Below are 18182 nucleotides of genomic sequence, written 5' to 3'. Positions count from 1 at the left end.
TTCCGCCTGTATCTGAAGGATTCATGAGCTGGGTTAGGCCCTGCCTCAATAACGCACCTGTTCCCGCTGGCTGCCGCGCACGACTTCGATGCTGCGCACCGGCGCCTGCGCAGCGCGTGCCGCGCGCACCTGCTGTTTCTTTTTCTCTTCCGGCTTTTCGATCTTCTCGGGTTCCGGGCCGGACAGTTGCAACAGACTTTCACCCGCATAAGCACGGTTGGCACCCTGCTTGAGCAATTCCTTTTCTTCCGGTTTCAGGTCGGGGCGGCCTGCCAGCAGCAACTGGCGCTCGGGGAACAAGGCTGGGTCCGGACGCGCCTCGTCCTCGGGAGAACGCAGAACCAGCTGCAATTTGCCATTGCGGCTTGCCAGCAGCAGCTCATTGACCTGGTCCACCGGCACAGCCAGCACCGCCGTGCGCGGCGCAGCATTTTCCACGCTGTTACGCGGCGGGCGGCTGCTGGGCGCCGGCTTGCCACGCTGGCCCTTGCCGCCTTCCTTTTCATCCGGCAGGGGTTCGCGCTGCGGCGGACCGTCGACAGAATCAATGCCATAGGCCAGGACGCGCTGACGCGATTGCAGCAGACGCGACTGCGTGCCACCGATTTCACCGCTCTTGTTGAAAGTCAGGAAAATATCGACCAGATCGCCGGGCACGATATGTGCGGCTGGGCCGGATTGCTCGTCGACCGGCAAGGTCACCGCACGTTCACCTTCCTTGAGGTAACGCGCCAGTCCACGCATCAGCGCCTGGCTGGTGACAGGCTCGCCCGGGGCGATATCGAAACGCAGCAGTTCGCCCAGGACGGCGTCCGGCGTGTCGAAGGACGCTGCCGGTTGTGCCTGCCACTGTTCGACCACCAGGTCTTCCAGACGCAAGGGCTGGCCCGCGACCAGCGGACGCTGCGCCACGACCACCGGATACTGCGGCGGCGGCGGCGCCTGTTCCGCAGGCGCTGCCGCCAACGGGGCGCTGACAGGTTGCGCCGGTGCGCTTTCACGCGACAGCTTGAAGGCAAAGATGCCCAATATTACGGCCAGCGCAATCAGCACGACTGCCGCAATCTTGCTTAGGTTACTCATGGGAATAACGCTCCTGAGCGATGGTTTTGTATGAATTTTTCATGGGGTTCTGGTGCTGTCCGGCAAGCCATTGCCATTCAGCTGCGCCGCAAGCGCACAGTGGCGCTGGCACGCAAGGTTTCTGGGATCCAGCAATTGCCGGCAGCCTGGCCGCTGCTGGCAGCCTGGCAGTCATCCTGGCCGCCGAACACGCCCGACAGGGACTCCAGCAAGCCAATCAGCGGCCACTCCCGCGAGGCATAGGTGAGCGACACCGTCAGGCAATCTGCCGCTGCGCCCGGGCAGCCCGTCGAACCGGCGTGAGCCAGGGTGACGTCATTGCTCTGCAGGGACCAGCCCTGAACCGACTTGAGCACTGCGGCCTTGACGTCCGCCACGTAGCTGGACGCCAGTGCGGCGCCATGCTCGTCGGTATAAGGCCATTCTTCCTGCGCCAACTCGATCGCCACCCGCGCGCCTTCGCCTGCCGCCTGGGACAGGCGCTGTTGCACCCAGAACATCGAGCCATAGGAAATGACGGCGAACAGAATCACCAGGAACAGGGTAATGACCAGCGCAAACTCGATGGCTGCCACGCCGCGCTGGCGGCTGCGCCCTTTGAGCGAAGCGCGGGCCATGGCGTCATGCAGCGTGCGCATGCCTGAACAGTGCGTCCTCATGTCAGCCCCCTGCCTTCTGGCCGTCCAGCTGCACCCGCGTGCTGGCATAGCCCGCCAGCCGCTCAGGCGCAACCAATGCGATCAACCCCATGCTCAAGTCGGGCGCCAGCGGCGATTTTTTCCAGTCATAGGAAACCACGACCTCGAGCTGGCTGGGTTGGAGCACTGTTGATTGCGGGCAGCTGCCATGGGCGGTGCCTGCCAGTTTTTGCAATTGCCCCGCACCGCCCGGCACCAGCCCGCAGATAGCGATATTCAGCGGATCGTCGGCCCCGGTGCCGCGCTCTTGCAGCCAGGCCAGCGTTTCGGCGGAATCCAGCATGGCCAGCGCATTCTGCGCGCGCGCCTGCAGCTCGTTGCCTGCCACGGTGCCCGGCCAGCGCAAGGCATAGCGTGCGACATCCTGGGCTGCCAGGTTCAGGCTCTGCTGGGTAACGTAAATCAAGCCATACACAATGATGCCGTACAGCACCATGAAGAAAATCACGAACGTGAATGCAAATTCCACGGCATAGGCGCCGCATTGTTTTCTTGCACCGCTCCCCGGCAAGCAGGACCTCGGGCAGCAGTCGGCGCCTGGTTCTCCCGCTGCCGCCAATGCACGCCCGACTTGCTTACCTGCTTGACAGGACTGCCGGACTGACGACATCGAATACTGCCGCATGTTTAATTACCTTTATTCCAATAACTTCCAGATCAGCCAAATGATGGCTGTTAACGCGATATAGCCTGCGTAGGGAACGCCCCGGCGTTCGATTTTCTTGTCAGGCCCGTCCTTCCTAACTTGCAATGCCTGTATTAAGGCATGCAGTCCAGCAAACAACCCGGCCATCAATACAACTTGAGCAACTGAGGCCAGCCCAACGACAAATCCCAAAATGGAAATAAATTTAACGTCCCCCGCCCCAACAATACGTTTCACCCAGAGAGGGAAGAAAAACAGTGCCCCCACAAAAAAGGCGGCAAATGCCGATACAAACGTCGGAAAGAAGTAGAGGGTTGCAAACGCAGCCTTATCCAAATACCAGCCTACAAAAAAACCACTCTGAATAAGGAAGGCAACAACCAGAACTATGTTTTTTACCTTTCTGGCATATAAATCAGAAACAACAACCAATGCCAAAAATACAAAAACAAAACCAATCCAGAGTTCAGTCATTAGTCTTAGCCTACAACCCTCTTTTTAACAGCAAATGCCTTCAGTCAGCCTAATTATGACTTACTTAGCCTTCTTATTTGCATCAGTAATTGCAGTACCGATCTTCTCGAACGAAACTTTCAACTGGTCGCCCAGCAGTGTCAGCGAAGCAATAATCACCACCGCAATCAACCCCGCAATCAAGCCATACTCGATAGCCGTTGCGCCATCTTCATCTTTCAGGAAACGAACGATTTGCTCTTTCATAGTTTGCTCCAATTGAAAAGCATAAAAATACACATGCACCCACCCGTTTTAGGGATGGACTCAGGCATGAACGGTTCCAATCTCATCGCGGCGAAATAACCACTTCAGCAACAATGAAATTGCGGTATCTGCGTACACGCATACACCCGCATGCCGTTCACATGAGGATTTTGCGATATTTCCCAGCGCATATGTAGCAAGTTTTCGGATATTCCAAAATTTTTGAATATCTATATCGCAACGCAAATATTAGAATCGCAACCAATATTTAAAGCGCTTGCAAGAAAACATTCATTTAGCGGTCAAAACGACAGGAAAACATCAGAAAAATCAAATAGCTTCGAATTTCACTGAATTAACAATAACCAGCCTAGGAATACTCCTATTCCATATCCGGAATGTTCAGCCATTGGGCAGCATCCTGCTTCAGGGCTTCCATGCTGTCGCGCAACATGCTTTGCATCATGCGCACTGCCCCTTCACCGTAGTTGTCCAACAGGCGGCGGTTCAGTTCCGCCACGGCGCGGGAACGGTTTTTCAATACTTCGGAGCAGCGCGTCATGACCGGCATGAGCAACACCACGCGGCGATCCAGCGGATGACGGGCGCGAGTGATGTAGCCAGTGCGTTCCAGGCGGTCCGCCATGGCAGCCGCGCCGCCGTAGCTGATGCCCATCAGCTGGGCCAACTGGCCAGCCGCCAGGCCATCAAAGGCAACGATGTATTCCAGGGCCGAGAAATCTGCCTGGGGCAGCCCGGCACGCTCTGCCTGCGCTGCCTGGGCTGCACGGCCATACACGCCCATCTGCATGGCAAGTGCAGCCGTCATGCCAAGCAGGAAGTCCGTATCCTGCGTTTGCGCCGGCATCACCGAGCGCATGACGCCGTTGGAAGAATGTCTGAGAAAGCGCTCGCCACCGGTAACGTTGGCCCGCTCCATCGAAATAGATTCATTCACCGCATACATAGTCAACTTCCTGCTTCCGGGCCCGGCACAATGGCAAGGCACCTGTTTTTTACCGAGATAGCATGGCGTCCCTCGGACGCCATGCACCGAGTTGCCCGCGACTTAGCGAGCGCCACCCAGGCCGCCAGTCAGGCCGCCCAGCAAACCACCGACCAAACCAGTCACCGGCGCCAACAGGCCACCGTTTTGCTGACCAGCTTCACCATTGCCAGCCTGGCCACCCAGGCCGCCCAGCAGACCGCCGACCAGGCCGGTCACAGGCGACAGCAAGCCGCCGCCACCTTCGCCGCCACCCAAGCCGAGATCGCCCAGACCCAGGCCTTCCGTCAGGGAAGCCACGGCGCCCGTGGCATTGCCCAGGATGGCACCCAGCGGGTTGCCGGCATCGGGATGATTCGGATTGAGCAAGGCACCCACGCTGGAAACCGTGTCACCCAGGCCGCTGACCAGGCCACCCACACCAGCGATGGGCAGCGTGCCGCCCAGTTGGTCACCCAGGCTGCTGACCACGCCACCCAGCTGTGTCGTCACGCCGTCCACCGTCGCACCCAGGCCGGTCGCACCGCCCAGTTGCTGCGTCAGGCCGGTCACCGTGCCCAGCACCGGGCTGACCACGCCATCCAGGGTTTCGCCAACGCTTGCCAGCGTGGGTGACAGACCCAGCGGCAGGACGTTGTCGAGCGCCTGCCCGGTATTGCCCAGCGCAGTCACGAGGATAGGAGCCGCTTCGCCGCCGCCGATACCGCCCAGCAGACCGCCATCGCCACCCAGCAGACCGCCAAGCAGGCCACCTTCACCGCCACCGCCCAGCAAACCGCCAACCAGGCCGGTTACCGGCGCGAGCAGGCCACCGTCGCCGCCACCCAGACCGCCCAGCAGGCCACCACCCTCACCGCCCAGCAAGCCGCCAACCAGGCCAGTCACCGGTGCCAACAGGCCGCCTTCGGCATTGCCGCCAGGCAGGCCGCCCAGATTCAGCAAACCACCCGACCCCAAGCTGCCAGTCAATTCACCGACACCCTGCGTGGCGTGATTCAGTACCTGCCCCACCGGCTGGCCACCATTGGCGGTCTTGGCATCCAGCAGACCGCCGGCGCTACCAACAGCGCGGCCGGTCTCGCTGACCAGACCGCCCACTCCTTGACCCAGGCCCAGCGGCAGATTGACTTCCTGCACGCGATCGCCTAGTGCAGTAACCGTTTCCCCCAGATTGCCGGTCAGGCCGCTGACTGCGCCGCCCAGGCCGGTTGCCGCACCCACTTGCTGGGTCACGCCGGTGACTTGCGACACCACCGGTGCGGCGACACCATCCAGCGACTGACCCACGCCACCGAGCGTCGGCGCCAGGCCAAGATTGGCCAGGTTATCGACAGCGGCGCCAGTGTTGCTCAAGGCGGTTTCCAGAACCGCCTGGTTACCCGGCGTCAAGTCCATTTGCGTGGTCAGGGTCAACTGGCTGCTGACAGCCTGGGCTTGCGCTGCCGCCATCAGCAGCATGGCCGCCAGCGTCAGGCGGCTGCCGATGTGGCGGCTGAAGCGCACGCGCTTGGCTGCCAGGGGTTGGTTCTGCATGTTTTTCTCCTAATTCAGGTCATCAAAAAGTTACCTGCCGTGCTTCCGACGACGCTTGCGGATTCCCGCGAGCCCCCTGTCGAGCGGAGGCGGCTCGATGGCTTCAGCCATTCGATGACGGTTATTAAGCAAAAACCGTGCCAAATTTCAGATAAATACGTTTGAAAAGTATTGAAAAATTTTAGAAATCGTTTTTTTTCTTTTAAAACAACAAGATGAGCAAAACCCATGTCACAAATGAAACCGGCGACCTGTGCTGAACACAGGTCGCCGGTCGTTTTTTGACTGGATCGAAGGTAACGTTTCCGGGTTTATGTTCCCGTTGTTACGTTACAGACGTAACGTTTTTCTAACGATTCTCACCATCCCCGGTAAAACAGGGAATAGCTGGCATTGAAGCGCCAACTGTCTTCCGCAACGGTGGGACTCACATCGCGCAACGGCCGCGCCAGGTTGAAATTCAGCAAATATCGCCGCTGATCCGTTACGCGCACGCCCACCCAGGCTGATGCAATGGCCTGTCGGCCGATAAGTTCGCCGCGCAAACCGTTGTACCAGGCTGCCGCGTAATCCACGCCTATATAAGGGATCACATCGGACAGGCCGCTCCAGCCTGTCTGCAATCTGTGGCTGAGCTCCGCTTCCAGACCCAGCCCCTTGTCTCCGCCGATGGCGCCTTGTTCATAGCCCATGCCATAACGCCATTTCCCGAACGACACCTGCTCGGTGGTTGGCAGGCGCTGACTGCTGTATTGCAACAATGCGCCCAGGCGCAACTGGGTGCGCGGCGCCAGCGGCAGCGTTTCGCTGGCATTGAGCTTGATGTTCAGATAGTCCAGTTCGGCAGCCTGCGCGGCGACCTCCCGATACATGTTCTGCGTCGCAGCCGGCCCGAGCAAGGCCGCCAGCAATGGCGAAAACGAGTAGTCGGTGCGGGCCCCCATGCCCTTCCAGCCTTTGGTGAGCCCCAGGGTAAAACGATGTTGCGAACGCCACGGACCGTTACCAGAATAGGTCATTTCCGCATAAGCCGCGCGACTGCGCGTCCGCTGGTCGATGGCCAGCTGGCCGGGAAGGATGTCGCGCAGCTGCCAGCGTTCGTTGCTATCCATGGCCTGCATCCCGGCACGCCACTGCCAGAAATGGCCGGAGGGGCCGGCGGCGTCATAGCGTAAACCGGTCGCCAGGCGCTGGTTCTTGATACGGCGCTGAAACGTCAGAGCACCTTCTTCCAGCGGACGGGCCTCATAGTGATAGCCCTCGCCTTCCCAACTGAGGCCGGCATCGTTCAAGGGCAGTTCTATGGCGCCTCGGACATAGCGCACATCCTCGTGTTCCAGCGGCACTGACGCAGCGACCGAGATTTTTTCTCCGAGCGCAGTCGAACTGTTCAGCGTGGCGCCCACCAGGGGCTGATTGCCGGTACCCATATCACTGAGGGTCGCCGTCGCCGTAATGCCTTCACGGCTGGCTTCTATCACCATTGCCGTAGCGCCATCGGCACGCCTGGGCCAATCCAGCCTGGGTACGATGCTGATGCCGGGCGTGGTACGCATCAGATTGAGTACGCCATCCAGCGTTTCGCGCCGCAGCGGCCGTTCTTCGGTCAGCTTCTTCGCCAGGCGATCCAGGCGCTCCTGCACCGGGCCGACATCCCCGGTAAACACTACCTGCGCCACATACCCTTCCACCACCGTGACCTTCACGATGCCATCATTGAAGTTCTGGTTCTGCAGCAAAGCGTAGGACAGGGCAAAACCGCGCTGCTGGTAGAGTTGAGTAATGGCGTTGACTTCCCCGGCCAGGCCGGCAACCGTCGTCTCCTTGCCCGCCAGAGGCTCCAGCAAGGCCACCACTTCATCAAAGGGCACCGCCGTTACCCCTTCGACGACAAAGCTGCGCGGTACCAGCCGCTGCGCCAGCACGGCAGCCGTTTCCGTCGCACCGGGCCGCTGACTGCCAGGCGCGACACTGCCGGACGGCTGTGGCACGGCCGGCTGGCGCAACTCCGGCACGGCATCCACGGGATTGCCTCGCAATGACTGGGCGCCCGCACTGGCAGCTACCATCCACGCCAACACCATTGCGCTTCCAAGCGCCCACCTGCCCGGTACGTCCAGTACACCCTGGACGCCCGGCCCATGCTCAACGTTCACGCAATGCCTCCCTGGCCCTGTTCAAGGGCTTGATCAGATAATCCAGAATACTTTTGCTGCCGGTGCGGATATCGACACTCGCGATCATGCCTGGCACGATGGGGAACTGCGTCCCGGCCTTGTTCACCAACGCATCGCTGTCGGTCAGGATGAACACGCGGTAATAGAAAACTTCGGGTTTGACTTCGTCGCGTATGGTGTCCGGCGAAATCGTGACGACCTTGCCGGGCAGGCCGCCGTAGATGGCGTAGTCGTAGGCCGTGATCTTCACCATGGCAGCCTGGCCGGGATGGATGAACGCGATATCGCGCGGCGCGATCCGGGCCTCGACCAGCAGTTGCTCGCCCAGCGGCACGATTTCCATCAGGCGGCCGTTGGGCGGCACGACGCCGCCGATGGTGGTGACTTCCACATCCTTGACCACGCCGCGCACCGGGGAGCGATGCGTCAGGCGTTCCAGCACGTCCGAGCGCCCCTTGACGACCGACGACAGGGCTTCGACCTCGGCATTGGCCCGCGCCAGTTCTTCCCGTGCCTGCACCATGTAGCTGGATTCAGCTTCGTCCAGCTTGAGCTGCAGTTCCGCGCGCTGCCGTTGCAGCCGGATCAGCTCGACATTGCTGGCTGCCCCCTCTTCAACCAGCCGGGAAGTAATACCCAGCTCCCGGTTCACCAGTTCAAGGGAGCGCTTCAGGCCGTTCACCGACTGCCGCAAGCCTTCACGCCGGGACCGGAACAAACGGGTTTCCGCATTGCGCAGCGTTTGCCAGTCCTTCAGTTCCGGCGGAAAACGGATCTCTCCGGCACCGGAAACTTCGGCCTGCAGGCGTGCGGAGCTGGCCAGCGCCGCACGGTACCGGGCAGCGCTTTCTTCCACATTGGAAGCAGATTGAGTCGGGTCCAGGCGCGCCAGCACCTGTCCTTTTTCGACAATATCGCCCTCTGCCACCAGCAGTTCGGTAACGATGCCGCCTTCCAGCGATTGCACGACCTGCTCGCGCGAGATCGGGACCACCCGGCCGCTGCCTGAGGAAACTTCATCGACCTCGAACCACCAGGCCCACACCAGGAACAACAGGAGGATCAGCACCAGCGCCTGTACCAGCCGCCGTGCGCGCCGCAACGGCATTTCCCGCTGCGCCAGCTCATCGTGCAAGGCGGCCAGGCCATTGCCTGCAGATGCCGTACGCCCGGGCTGCCCACGGGAAACAACGGCCCCCTGGCCCGCGGCCGGTTGCCGGGATTGAGGCAAATTCATTATTGAGTCTCCGTCCTGCCTGCCGCTGGCTGACGTCGATTGCCGCCATCGCCGCCTTTCATTTGCCGCACCAGGTCTTCCTTGCGCGAATCAATGGCGATACGGCCGCGATCCAGAACCAGCACCCGGTCCACCAGCGCCAGTACACTGGTACGGTGCGTGGCCACGATCAGGGTACGGCCAGCGCAATACTGGCCCAAGGCTTCGATCACCTGCTTCTCGGTCGCCTCATCCAGCGCCGAGGTCGGCTCGTCGAGCAACAGCACGGACGGTTCACGCAGCAGCGCCCGTGCCAACAGCAGGCTTTGACACTGGCCACCCGACAGCCCGGCGCCACCTTCACGCACCAGGTGGTCCAACCCCATTGGCAAGGTCTGCACGAACCCCCAGGCACCCGCCAGACGCATGGCGGCGATCAGTTGTTCGTCGCTCGCACCGGGCGAAGCCAGCCAGAGGTTTTCCCTCAGCGTGCCGTGGAACAGCCTTGCTTGCTGACTTACCAGCGCAACATCACGCCGGACGTCAGCCGCATCCAGGTGGCCCATATTGATGCCATCGAGCAGCACGGCACCATTGCCGGTTTCCGTCAGGCCCGCCAACGCGCGCAAGAGCGTGGATTTCCCGGAGCCATTCTTGCCCAGCACGGCTATGCGCTCGCCCGCAGCGATCTTCAAGGCGCCAACCTGCAGCACCGGAGTCTCGGGCTCGTAGCCGAATACCGTGTCGCGGAACTCGTAGTTTCCCTGGATGGCCGGACGATGCACCTTGCGTTCGCCCGCCTGGTCCAGCGGCAGTTTCATGATCTGGTCCAGCCCTTCCTTGGCAACCTTGGCCTGTTGCCAGCGGTTCAGAACCTGGCCCAGCTGGGCCATGGGCGAGATCATGCGTGAAGACAGAATGGACGCAGCCACCAGCACGCCCGTCGTCATCTCGCCATCCATCACCATCGGGGCGCCGAAAAAGACCACGAAGGCAAAGACCGACGCCTGCACTGCCTGGATCCAGACCGTCAGGGTATGCGTCAAGTGACGCAGTTCCAGATTGCTCTCGGCAGTCACCTCGTTATAGTGGTTCCATTGATTCTGGAAACGCTGCTCGGCCTGCAACAGCTTGATGTCCTCGCTGCCCTGCACGGCTTCAACCATCACGGCGTGGCGCAATGACGATTCCTTGATCGCGGCGGCTGCCAGGCGGCGCAGGCGTTTTTGCATCAGCAGCCCCGGCAATACCAGCAAAACAGCCGCGACCAGGGGAATCCACACCATGCCGCCGGCAATCGCGGCAAAGACGATGCAGAACAGCACAAAGAAAGGCATGTCTGCCACAGCAGTCAATGTGGTGGACGTGAACATCTCGCGCACGCCCTCGAGCTCGCGCAGCTGCGACAGGAAAGTCCCGGTGGCCTTGGGCTTGGCGGCGGTACGCACGCGCAAGGCATGCCCGAAGACGGCATCCGAAATTCGCAGGTCGGCCTGCTTGCCCATCCAGTCAGTGATCGTCATGCGAGCGCGCCGCAAGGCAAAATCACAGGCCAAAGCCAGCAGTACGCCACCAAACAGCACGTAGAGCGTGGGCATGGAGCCCGATGGAATGACTCGGTCGTATACCTGCATGGAAAACAGGACGCCAGCCAAGGCCAACAGGTTGGCCACCAGCGAGGCCAGCATGATGTAGCCATATGGCCGCAGATCGGGCAGTGCCAGACGGCGGAACCAGCTCTCGTCCACATCCGCCGCCATTTCCGCCACCCGGCTGTCGCCCGGCAAATGCCGCGGGCGGCACAGCACCAGCGCCTGCGCCTGCTCACGCAGCTCATCCATGGCCACACGTGTCAACATGCCCTGGTCGCCCGCGAAGCCCAGCACGCACTCCTGCGTGTTTTCGGCATATTCATGCAGGACGGCCAGCTGGCCGTCCTGCATGAGCACGATCACAGGCAGCAGCCAAGGGGTCAGGCGTGAAAAATCCGGGGTGGCATAACGCAAATCCATCCCGGCCTGGCGCGCCATCTGGCGTACCATCTCGCGCTCGTCACCGTTCTGTGACCACACCGCCGATACCCGGATATGCTCTGGCGAAACCTCAAGGCGGTAATGACGAGCCAGCTGCAGCAGGGCCTCCATCCAGCGCTCGCGCACCGCGTCGCGCTGCCATCCTGCATCAGTTTCCGTCATCCACTGCCTCCCAATTCATGCTCCGTCCACCGCCCAGGCCCATGAAACGGCGCAAACCGCCCGACAATTGCAGGCAATCGAGCTGCAACAGGCTGGTATCGAAACGATGGTTGATGGTTTCCATGCGCGCCTGGTGCAATTCCTGCTCCGCATTGAGCAGGTCCAGCAAGCTGCGCGTTCCCAGATCCAGGTACTGCTTGCGATACAGGTCACGTGTCTGGCGCGTGCTGCGCTCGCGTTCGAGCAGGATATCCTCGCGCTCGTTGCCGCTCAGCGCCCGCGTTACCGTCTCGTACAGGCTGCGCTCAGTCTTGACCCTGACCTTTTCCATGGCGGCATCAGCTGCTCCGGTGGCGTAGCTTGCAGCCCGGCGCTGCGCCACTGTCGCGCCACCCTGGTAGATCGGTGCGCTGACTTCCAGCGCGACGGTCACGCCATCGCCCGTATACGAGGAAGGCATGGAATTGAGCGCCTTGCTGGATTGCCCCTTGATCGAAAGGGTTGGCAGCCCGTTGGCGCGCGCCTGCTCCTGTTCCGACTGGGCCCGCATGCGTTCGGCCCGCGCTTCCAGCATCGCCGGTATGTTGTCCCATTGCGGCTTGGCCGTCATGCAGGAACGCCCCAGGGCCAGCGGCAATTCCTCATCCATCTCCGGCGGCTCGCGCAGGCCGGTCAGCGACTGGAGATTGCTCAGCCAGCGCGCCCGCTCTGTCTCCATTGACAACACCGTCGCGCGCGCGGCAGACAGGCGTGCCTGGGCTTGCACCGTATCCGACTGATTGCTGGCGCCCAGTTCATTGCGCCGCCGCGCCAGGTTGGCAATCGCCGAGACGCCATCGACTTGCTCACGCGCCACGCGCAGCAATTGCGCATATCGCAAGGCCTCAACCACAGACCCGGCAGTATCGCGTGCGACCTCGTCCACCATGGACAGCAACCCGGCCTGGGCCACCAGTTCTCCGGCCTGAGCGATCCCGACCGACGCTGAAACCTTGCCGAAGTCATACAACATCTGCGATACCGAGAAATTCAGCGTCTGCACATGCCGGCGCGTGGAGCCACTGTCAGTATTGGAATTGAACTGAGTGCTGACACCCCCCTGGATCTGCGGCAGATAGCCTGCCTTGGCCACCCGGATCTGTTCGCCCTCCTGCAGAATGCGGCCCAGTTCCTGGTTGATGGCAGGATGCCAGTCCACGGCCATGCCCACCAGCTCTTCCAGTGGCAAGGGACCCGCAGGCACTTGCGCGCCTTCGTGCTGCGCCAGCGTTTCCTGGCGTACTTTGAACAACTCGGCCAGCGACGCTGGTGCGGGCGGAATCGGCGGCGGCAAAGCGGCAACGGGCAGCGTATCCTCAGCCTCCACTTCGGCCTGCGGCACCTCGTTGATTCCGGCACCGGTATTTTCCGCGAACCCTGTCGGGGTTTCGTCCGGCTCTTCTGGAGCCTGCCGAGGCATATCATTAACGACCGGCTCGGCTGCCTGTTGCATGTCTTCCCTTGCAGCCAGATCCGCCGCCGTCGGCGAGTCTGGCCCTGACACCTCGATATCCGGCACCGTTTCCAACGGTAGCGCTTGCGCTGGCGTCGCTCCGGCCGCCCCGTCGGCCGCGCTTTGCCAGACCGTCAGGTCCGGAACAACCAGCGGCAGGCTATCAACGGGCAAAAGGCGCCGATGGGCGCCCAGTTCCTGTGCCTGCACAACGCCATCGGGGGCATGCAACATCCATGCCCCCGCACAAGCCAGGGCCAATGCCCTGGCACACCAGCGTCCGCCGCGCCGGCGGACGCTTGAGCCGTATGGCCCTGCCTCAATAGACCAATGCATTTTGCTGCAGCAAGTCGTCCAGGGAAACACTGGCCGGGCCAGCTGCGATGGCATCGTCGATACCGCTTTCCGGCGTGGCGGTAGCAGCAACCGGAGCGGCAAAAGCCTCTTCGACACCATCCACGACGCCACCGGCTGCGGCCGGCGTATCCTGCAACAGGCCATCGAGGTCGATACCGGAATCGGACAGCAACGGCGTGCCAGCATCAGCTGCCGGTGTATCCGTATGCTGCGTTTCTGCCGACTGCAGCAGGTCCAGCATCAGGGAACCGTCCTCGCCCTGGCTGGCAGCATCCTGCGAGTCGCCTTCATGGCCCTCGTCGGAATCATCTGCCTGGTCCGCCACGGCATCGGCCGCGCCCGCGTCGTCGGTCACGTCATGCTCGAGCACCGCAGCCTTGGCGGCAGCAGGCTCGACGACCTCGCCCTTGATGTCGATCGTCAGTTTGGCCTGCGAACTCTGGTTGCGGTCGGCATCATAAATTTCGTACACGAAGACATCACTCTTGCCTACGTTGGCTGTGTCCGCAAACGCCTGGTATGAATAGCTGCCATCCGCATGCACGGTCAAAACGCCATACTGCCCCTCGATTTCGGTCGAACCCTCCGCAGCAACCGCCTTGCCGTTGACCGTATTCAGGCGCGTCGAATCGTAGGTTGCGTCGTCCTGCATCACGTTGCCCGACACGGCCTCAACCGTGATGTCGTCCGGACCAGCGGTATTGATGTCCGTCACCAGATAGCTGGTAGTCGATACCTTGATGGTCTCCAGCAGGCTGATGCCGCTGGTTTCCTCGACCAGCACCTTGTATTTGCCCTCGGGCAGCACCACGCCATCAATCTTGACGCTCGGGCTCAGGCCAAGCAGATTGATGCCGATGAACTTGTCCTTGAAGCTCTGATACGGCGCCCACTGGCCATCGGGCAGTTCGTAGTAGATATGGACGCTCACGGTGGTCAGCAATCCCAGCACGCCGCCTGCCTTGACCTTGAAGCCGACAGTATGGGTCTGCCCCGAACCGACATTGATGTCGAAGGAAGACGTTCCAGTCAACAGGTTCAGGTCCAGCAGGTCAACGCCCAGCACCTTGTTCAAGCCAACCTTCAACAGGTTCAGGCTGAGATCGGACTTGGCATAGGCCGAGTCGGAACTGACGTTCTTCGGGCCGACCGCAATCGCCATGCTGGCATCCTGCGCGTCATCGTTCGCCTGAATGCGCGCCGGCTCACCCGGTGCAACCGCAGAAGCCGGGTCAGACTCATTGCCAGCCTCATCCTGCAGGCTCACCTTGAATTCGGTGCCGGCCGCCGGCGGAGTATTGAACACCACGACGAAATTGCCGTCGGCATCCACCTTGCCGGTCAGATCGTGCCCATTGCCATCCTGCACGGCATTGCCATCCTTATCCTTCAGGATGACAGTCGCCCCCGCTTCGCCCTTGCCGGTCAAAGTCTTGCCATCCGGCAGGAAGGCAACATCGGTAGGCGCGTCCGGGGCCTCGGTATCCGGATTGGTCGGAGTGCCCGGCGCTGTGACAGAGGCCGGATCAGACTCGTTGCCCGCCGCATCCTTCAGGCTGACATGGAATTCGGTGCCAGCGGCAGGCGCAGGTTCGAACACGACAGCAAATTCGCCATTGGCACCAACCTGCGCCGTTACCACCTGACCGTTGGCATCCTTGACGAGATTCCCATCCTTGTCCTTGAGCACCACCGTGGCGCCCGCTTCGCCCTTGCCCGTCAGCGTCTTGCCGTCTTCGGCAAAGGCCACGTCTGTCGGGGCTTCGGGTGCTTCCGTATCGGGGTTGGTCGGGGTACCAGGGGCCGTCACCGTCGTGGCATCGGACTCATTGCCTGCCGCGTCTTTCAGGCTGACCTGAATTTCCGTGCCGGCCGCTGGTGCGGGCTCGACCACCACCGAAAAGCTGCCATCGGCGCCCACCTGGCCCGTCACCGGCTGACCATCGGCACCCAGCACCGGGTTGCCGTCCTTGTCCTTGAGCACCACCGTAGCGCCCGCTTCGCCCTTGCCCGTCAGCGTCTTGCCGTCTTCGGCAAAGGCCACGTCTGTCGGGGCTTCCGGCGCTTCCGTATCGGGGTTGGTCGGGGTACCGGGGGCCGTCACTGTCGTGGCGTCGGACTCATTGCCTGCCGCGTCCTTCAGGCTGACCTGGATTTCCGTGCCGGCCACCGGCGCGGGCTCGACCACCACCGAGAAGCTGCCATCGGCACCCACCTGGCCCGTCACCGGTTGACCATCGGCACCCAGCACCGGGTTGCCGTCCTTGTCCTTGAGCACCACCGTGGCACCTGCTTCACCCTTGCCCGTCAGCGTCTTGCCATCTTCGGCAAAGGCCACGTCTGTCGGGGCTTCCGGCGCTTCCGTGTCGGGGTTGGTCGGGGTACCGGGGGCCGTCACCGTCGTGGCGTCGGACTCATTGCCTGCCGCGTCCTTCAGGCTGACCTGGATTTCCGTGCCGGCCGCTGGTGCGGGTTCGACCACCACCGAGAAGCTGCCATCAGCGCCCACCTGGCCCGTCACCGGTTGGCCATCGGCACCCAGCACCGGGTTGCCGTCCTTGTCCTTGAGCACCACCGTGGCACCCGCTTCACCCTTGCCCGTCAGCGTCTTGCCATCTTCGGCAAAGGCCACGTCCGTCGGGGCCGCCGGGGCTTCCGTATCGGGGTTGGTCGGGGTACCAGGAGCCGTCACCGTCGTGGCATCGGACTCATTGCCTGCCGCGTCCTTCAGGCTGACCTGGATTTCCGTGCCGGCCGCTGGTGCGGGCTCGACCACCACCGAGAAGCTGCCATCGGCGCCCACCTGGCCCGTCACCGGTTGGCCATCAGCGCCCAGCACCGGGTTGCCATCCTTGTCCTTGAGCACCACCGTGGCGCCCGCTTCGCCCGTGCCCGTCAGCGTCTTGCCATCTTCGGCAAAGGCCACGTCCGTCGGGGCGTCAGGCGCTTCCGTATCGGGATTGGTCGGCGTACCGGGGGCCGTCACCGTCGTGGCGTCAGACTCATTGCCTGCCGCGTCCTTCAGGCTGACCTGGATTTCCGTGCCGGCCGCTGGTGCGGGTTCGACCACCACCGAGAAGCTGCCATCAGCACCCACCTGGCCCGTCACCGGTTGGCCATCGGCACCCAGCACCGGGTTGCCATCCTTGTCCTTGAGCACCACCGTGGCGCCCGCTTCGCCCTTGCCCGTCAGCGTCTTGCCATCTTCGGCAAAGGCCACATCCGTCGGGGCGTCAGGCGCTTCCGTATCGGGATTGGTCGGCGTACCGGGGGCCGTCACCGTCGTGGCGTCAGACTCATTGCCTGCCGCGTCTTTCAGGCTGACCTGGATTTCCGTGCCGGCCGCCGGTGCGGGCTCGACCACCACCGAGAAGCTGCCATCAGCACCCACCTGGCCCGTCACCGGTTGGCCATCGGCACCCAGCACCGGGTTGCCATCCTTGTCCTTGAGCACCACCGTGGCGCCCGCTTCGCCCTTGCCCGTCAGCGTCTTGCCGTCTTCGGCAAAGGCCACGTCCGTCGGGGCCGCCGGAGCTTCCGTATCCGGGTTGGTCGGCGTACCGGGGGCCGTCACCGTCGTGGCGTCAGACTCATTGCCTGCCGCGTCTTTCAGGCTGACCTGGATTTCCGTACCAGCCGCTGGTGCGGGTTCGACCACCACCGAGAAGCTGCCATCAGCACCCACCTGGCCCGTCACCGGTTGGCCATCGGCACCCAGCACCGGGTTGCCATCCTTGTCCTTGAGCACCACCGTGGCGCCCGCTTCGCCCTTGCCCGTCAGCGTCTTGCCGTCTTCGGCAAAGGCCACGTCCGTCGGGGCCGCCGGGGCTTCCGTATCCGGGTTGGTCGGTTCGCCAGGGGCCACGACCTTCGTCGGGTCAGACTCGTTGCCCGCGCCATCGGTCAGCGTTACGTCGAATTCCGTCCCCGCTGCGGGCGGCGGCTCGATCACGACGGAAAAATTACCGTCATCATCCACCTTGCCGGTAATCGGATCGCCGTTGGCATCCAGCACCGGGTTGCCGTCCTGATCCTTGACGTTGACCGTCGCACCCGGCTCGCCCTTGCCAACCAGAGTTTTGCCATCGTCGGCAAAGCCAACGTCGGTCGGAGCACCCGGCGCCTCGTTGTCTGAGGGCTCACCGGAGCTGCCGGAGGAAGACAGGCTGTCGCGGAAGATCGCGATCCCGGCTCCGGCCAGAACGGCGAATGCACCAACCAGCCAGTTGAAATCATGTTCAGCGGCCCCGCCCGTCAATTCCACCGGCGCTGCGCTATCCCCACGCGCAGCCGCTTCTGCTTCGGCTTCGGCCAACGCATTGCGTTCGGTTTCATCAATCTGCGTGAACGAAAACTCAGACCAGGGCTGTTCGTACTGCCCCCAGTATTGCGTTCCGTCCGCGGCTTCCAGCACCAGTTCGCTACGCGTGCCGTCTTCGGCAACCTTGAAAAAATCAAGAACGGAAACATTTTTTCCGTTCTCCAGTTTCAATATCAGGTTATTGCCAGATTTTTCGTATGCCGTCACCAGCTCCGGCGAAATCGGCAACTTGACGATGCTGGGCTCTACCAGGGATATATTGCTGCCAGGGAAATTCCCGATTTCATCTGCAACAGTCGGCATACTCATCACCTTTAATTGAATAAATTTTTACCTGGCGCAGAACCACCGGGCCAGCAAGGGCTGACGGATCACCGGGGGTTCGACTAGCGAAAATGCGCAACCGCCGCCTTTGCAGGCCGCGTCATCACTGCGCTTGCCGAGTTGTTTCCGCTCGCCCGGCACAACGTATAAACGCTGTTTCCATACGGGCATCATGGTTTCTTCAACCTATGGCAAGCCATTCCAGGAAAAATTCTAGCAACAATAAAATTGCTGTTTTTTGATATTCAAAAAAATGTGAACAGTTAAATGCCGAGCCAATTCATTCCATCTTTTAATGGACTCAACAGATATTAATTAAATTAGTAATAGCCCTGTCATTCTGGCAACAAACAACGAAAACTATTAAAAAAAAGCGGAATGATCCCGCTGCAACCCGAGAAAACCCTGAGCAGG

General features: G+C 61.8%; 12 protein-coding genes. All 12 read right to left on the bottom strand.

Annotation, left to right across the window (positions count from 1 at the left end; all coding sequences use genetic code 11):
- Positions 1-45: 45 nt before the first annotated feature.
- The 12 genes from cpaB to ACEW7X_RS07475 all read right to left on the bottom strand — a co-directional run bounded on the left by cpaB (position 46) and on the right by ACEW7X_RS07475 (position 17747).
- On the bottom strand, positions 46-1083 hold the full coding sequence (gene cpaB / locus ACEW7X_RS07530; RefSeq protein ID WP_420177830.1) for a Flp pilus assembly protein CpaB: 1038 nt from the start codon (positions 1081-1083) through the stop codon (positions 46-48).
- 77 nt (positions 1084-1160) lie between these two features.
- The gene (locus ACEW7X_RS07525; RefSeq protein ID WP_257740828.1) at positions 1161-1721 is read right to left on the bottom strand and encodes a TadE/TadG family type IV pilus assembly protein; all 561 of its coding nucleotides are present in this window, start codon (positions 1719-1721) and stop codon (positions 1161-1163) included.
- Positions 1722-1743: 22 nt separating this feature from the next.
- Positions 1744-2250: a TadE/TadG family type IV pilus assembly protein gene (locus ACEW7X_RS07520; protein WP_420177829.1), complete on the bottom strand. Its 507-nt coding sequence runs from the start codon at positions 2248-2250 to the stop codon at positions 1744-1746.
- 168 nt (positions 2251-2418) lie between these two features.
- Positions 2419-2901: a prepilin peptidase gene (locus ACEW7X_RS07515; RefSeq protein ID WP_134838361.1), complete on the bottom strand. Its 483-nt coding sequence runs from the start codon at positions 2899-2901 to the stop codon at positions 2419-2421.
- A 60-nt stretch (positions 2902-2961) separates the two neighbouring features.
- Positions 2962-3147, bottom strand: coding sequence for a Flp family type IVb pilin (locus tag ACEW7X_RS07510; protein ID WP_420177828.1), 186 nt, complete (start codon positions 3145-3147; stop codon positions 2962-2964).
- A 382-nt stretch (positions 3148-3529) separates the two neighbouring features.
- Positions 3530-4114 carry a MarR family winged helix-turn-helix transcriptional regulator gene (locus ACEW7X_RS07505; protein ID WP_083969431.1) on the bottom strand — a complete coding sequence of 195 codons (585 nt, stop codon included), beginning with the start codon at positions 4112-4114 and terminating at the stop codon, positions 3530-3532.
- Positions 4115-4216: 102 nt separating this feature from the next.
- The gene (locus tag ACEW7X_RS07500; protein WP_420177827.1) at positions 4217-5686 is read right to left on the bottom strand and encodes a collagen-like triple helix repeat-containing protein; all 1470 of its coding nucleotides are present in this window, start codon (positions 5684-5686) and stop codon (positions 4217-4219) included.
- A 359-nt stretch (positions 5687-6045) separates the two neighbouring features.
- Positions 6046-7755, bottom strand: a complete 1710-nt coding sequence (locus ACEW7X_RS07495) for a ShlB/FhaC/HecB family hemolysin secretion/activation protein (protein ID WP_420177826.1) — start codon at positions 7753-7755, stop codon at positions 6046-6048.
- A 76-nt stretch (positions 7756-7831) separates the two neighbouring features.
- The gene (locus ACEW7X_RS07490; protein ID WP_420177918.1) at positions 7832-8971 is read right to left on the bottom strand and encodes an HlyD family efflux transporter periplasmic adaptor subunit; all 1140 of its coding nucleotides are present in this window, start codon (positions 8969-8971) and stop codon (positions 7832-7834) included.
- Between the two features lie 128 nt (positions 8972-9099).
- On the bottom strand, positions 9100-11274 hold the full coding sequence (locus ACEW7X_RS07485) for a type I secretion system permease/ATPase (RefSeq protein ID WP_134838357.1): 2175 nt from the start codon (positions 11272-11274) through the stop codon (positions 9100-9102).
- Positions 11261-13000 carry a TolC family outer membrane protein gene (locus tag ACEW7X_RS07480; RefSeq protein WP_420177825.1) on the bottom strand — a complete coding sequence of 580 codons (1740 nt, stop codon included), beginning with the start codon at positions 12998-13000 and terminating at the stop codon, positions 11261-11263. Before ACEW7X_RS07480 ends, ACEW7X_RS07485 begins: the two co-directional genes overlap by 14 nt.
- Before the next feature lie 85 nt (positions 13001-13085).
- Complete coding sequence (locus ACEW7X_RS07475; protein WP_420177824.1) at positions 13086-17747, bottom strand: Ig-like domain-containing protein; 4662 nt, start codon at positions 17745-17747, stop codon at positions 13086-13088.
- Positions 17748-18182 lie beyond the last annotated feature (435 nt).

Origin of the sequence: Kerstersia gyiorum (genome assembly GCF_048595715.1) — a bacterium.
GTDB classification, from domain to species: Bacteria; Pseudomonadota; Gammaproteobacteria; order Burkholderiales; family Burkholderiaceae_B; genus Kerstersia; species Kerstersia gyiorum.
This window is presented reverse-complemented; position numbering and strand designations above follow the sequence as displayed.

Bases quoted from the DNA above. Each gene is read 5' to 3' on its own strand.
- ACEW7X_RS07490 (WP_420177918.1), bottom strand. From the start codon at position 8,971: ATGCCGTTGCGGCGCGCACGGCGGCTGGTACAGGCGCTGGTGCTGATC.
- ACEW7X_RS07475 (WP_420177824.1), bottom strand. From the start codon at position 17,747: ATGCCGACTGTTGCAGATGAAATCGGGAATTTCCCTGGCAGCAATATA.
- ACEW7X_RS07480 (WP_420177825.1), bottom strand. From the start codon at position 13,000: ATGTTGCATGCCCCCGATGGCGTTGTGCAGGCACAGGAACTGGGCGCC.
- ACEW7X_RS07500 (WP_420177827.1), bottom strand. From the start codon at position 5,686: ATGCAGAACCAACCCCTGGCAGCCAAGCGCGTGCGCTTCAGCCGCCAC.
- ACEW7X_RS07515 (WP_134838361.1), bottom strand. From the start codon at position 2,901: ATGACTGAACTCTGGATTGGTTTTGTTTTTGTATTTTTGGCATTGGTT.
- cpaB (WP_420177830.1), bottom strand. From the start codon at position 1,083: ATGAGTAACCTAAGCAAGATTGCGGCAGTCGTGCTGATTGCGCTGGCC.
- ACEW7X_RS07505 (WP_083969431.1), bottom strand. From the start codon at position 4,114: ATGTATGCGGTGAATGAATCTATTTCGATGGAGCGGGCCAACGTTACC.
- ACEW7X_RS07485 (WP_134838357.1), bottom strand. From the start codon at position 11,274: ATGACGGAAACTGATGCAGGATGGCAGCGCGACGCGGTGCGCGAGCGC.
- ACEW7X_RS07525 (WP_257740828.1), bottom strand. From the start codon at position 1,721: ATGCGCACGCTGCATGACGCCATGGCCCGCGCTTCGCTCAAAGGGCGC.
- ACEW7X_RS07495 (WP_420177826.1), bottom strand. From the start codon at position 7,755: ATGGTAGCTGCCAGTGCGGGCGCCCAGTCATTGCGAGGCAATCCCGTG.
- ACEW7X_RS07510 (WP_420177828.1), bottom strand. From the start codon at position 3,147: ATGAAAGAGCAAATCGTTCGTTTCCTGAAAGATGAAGATGGCGCAACG.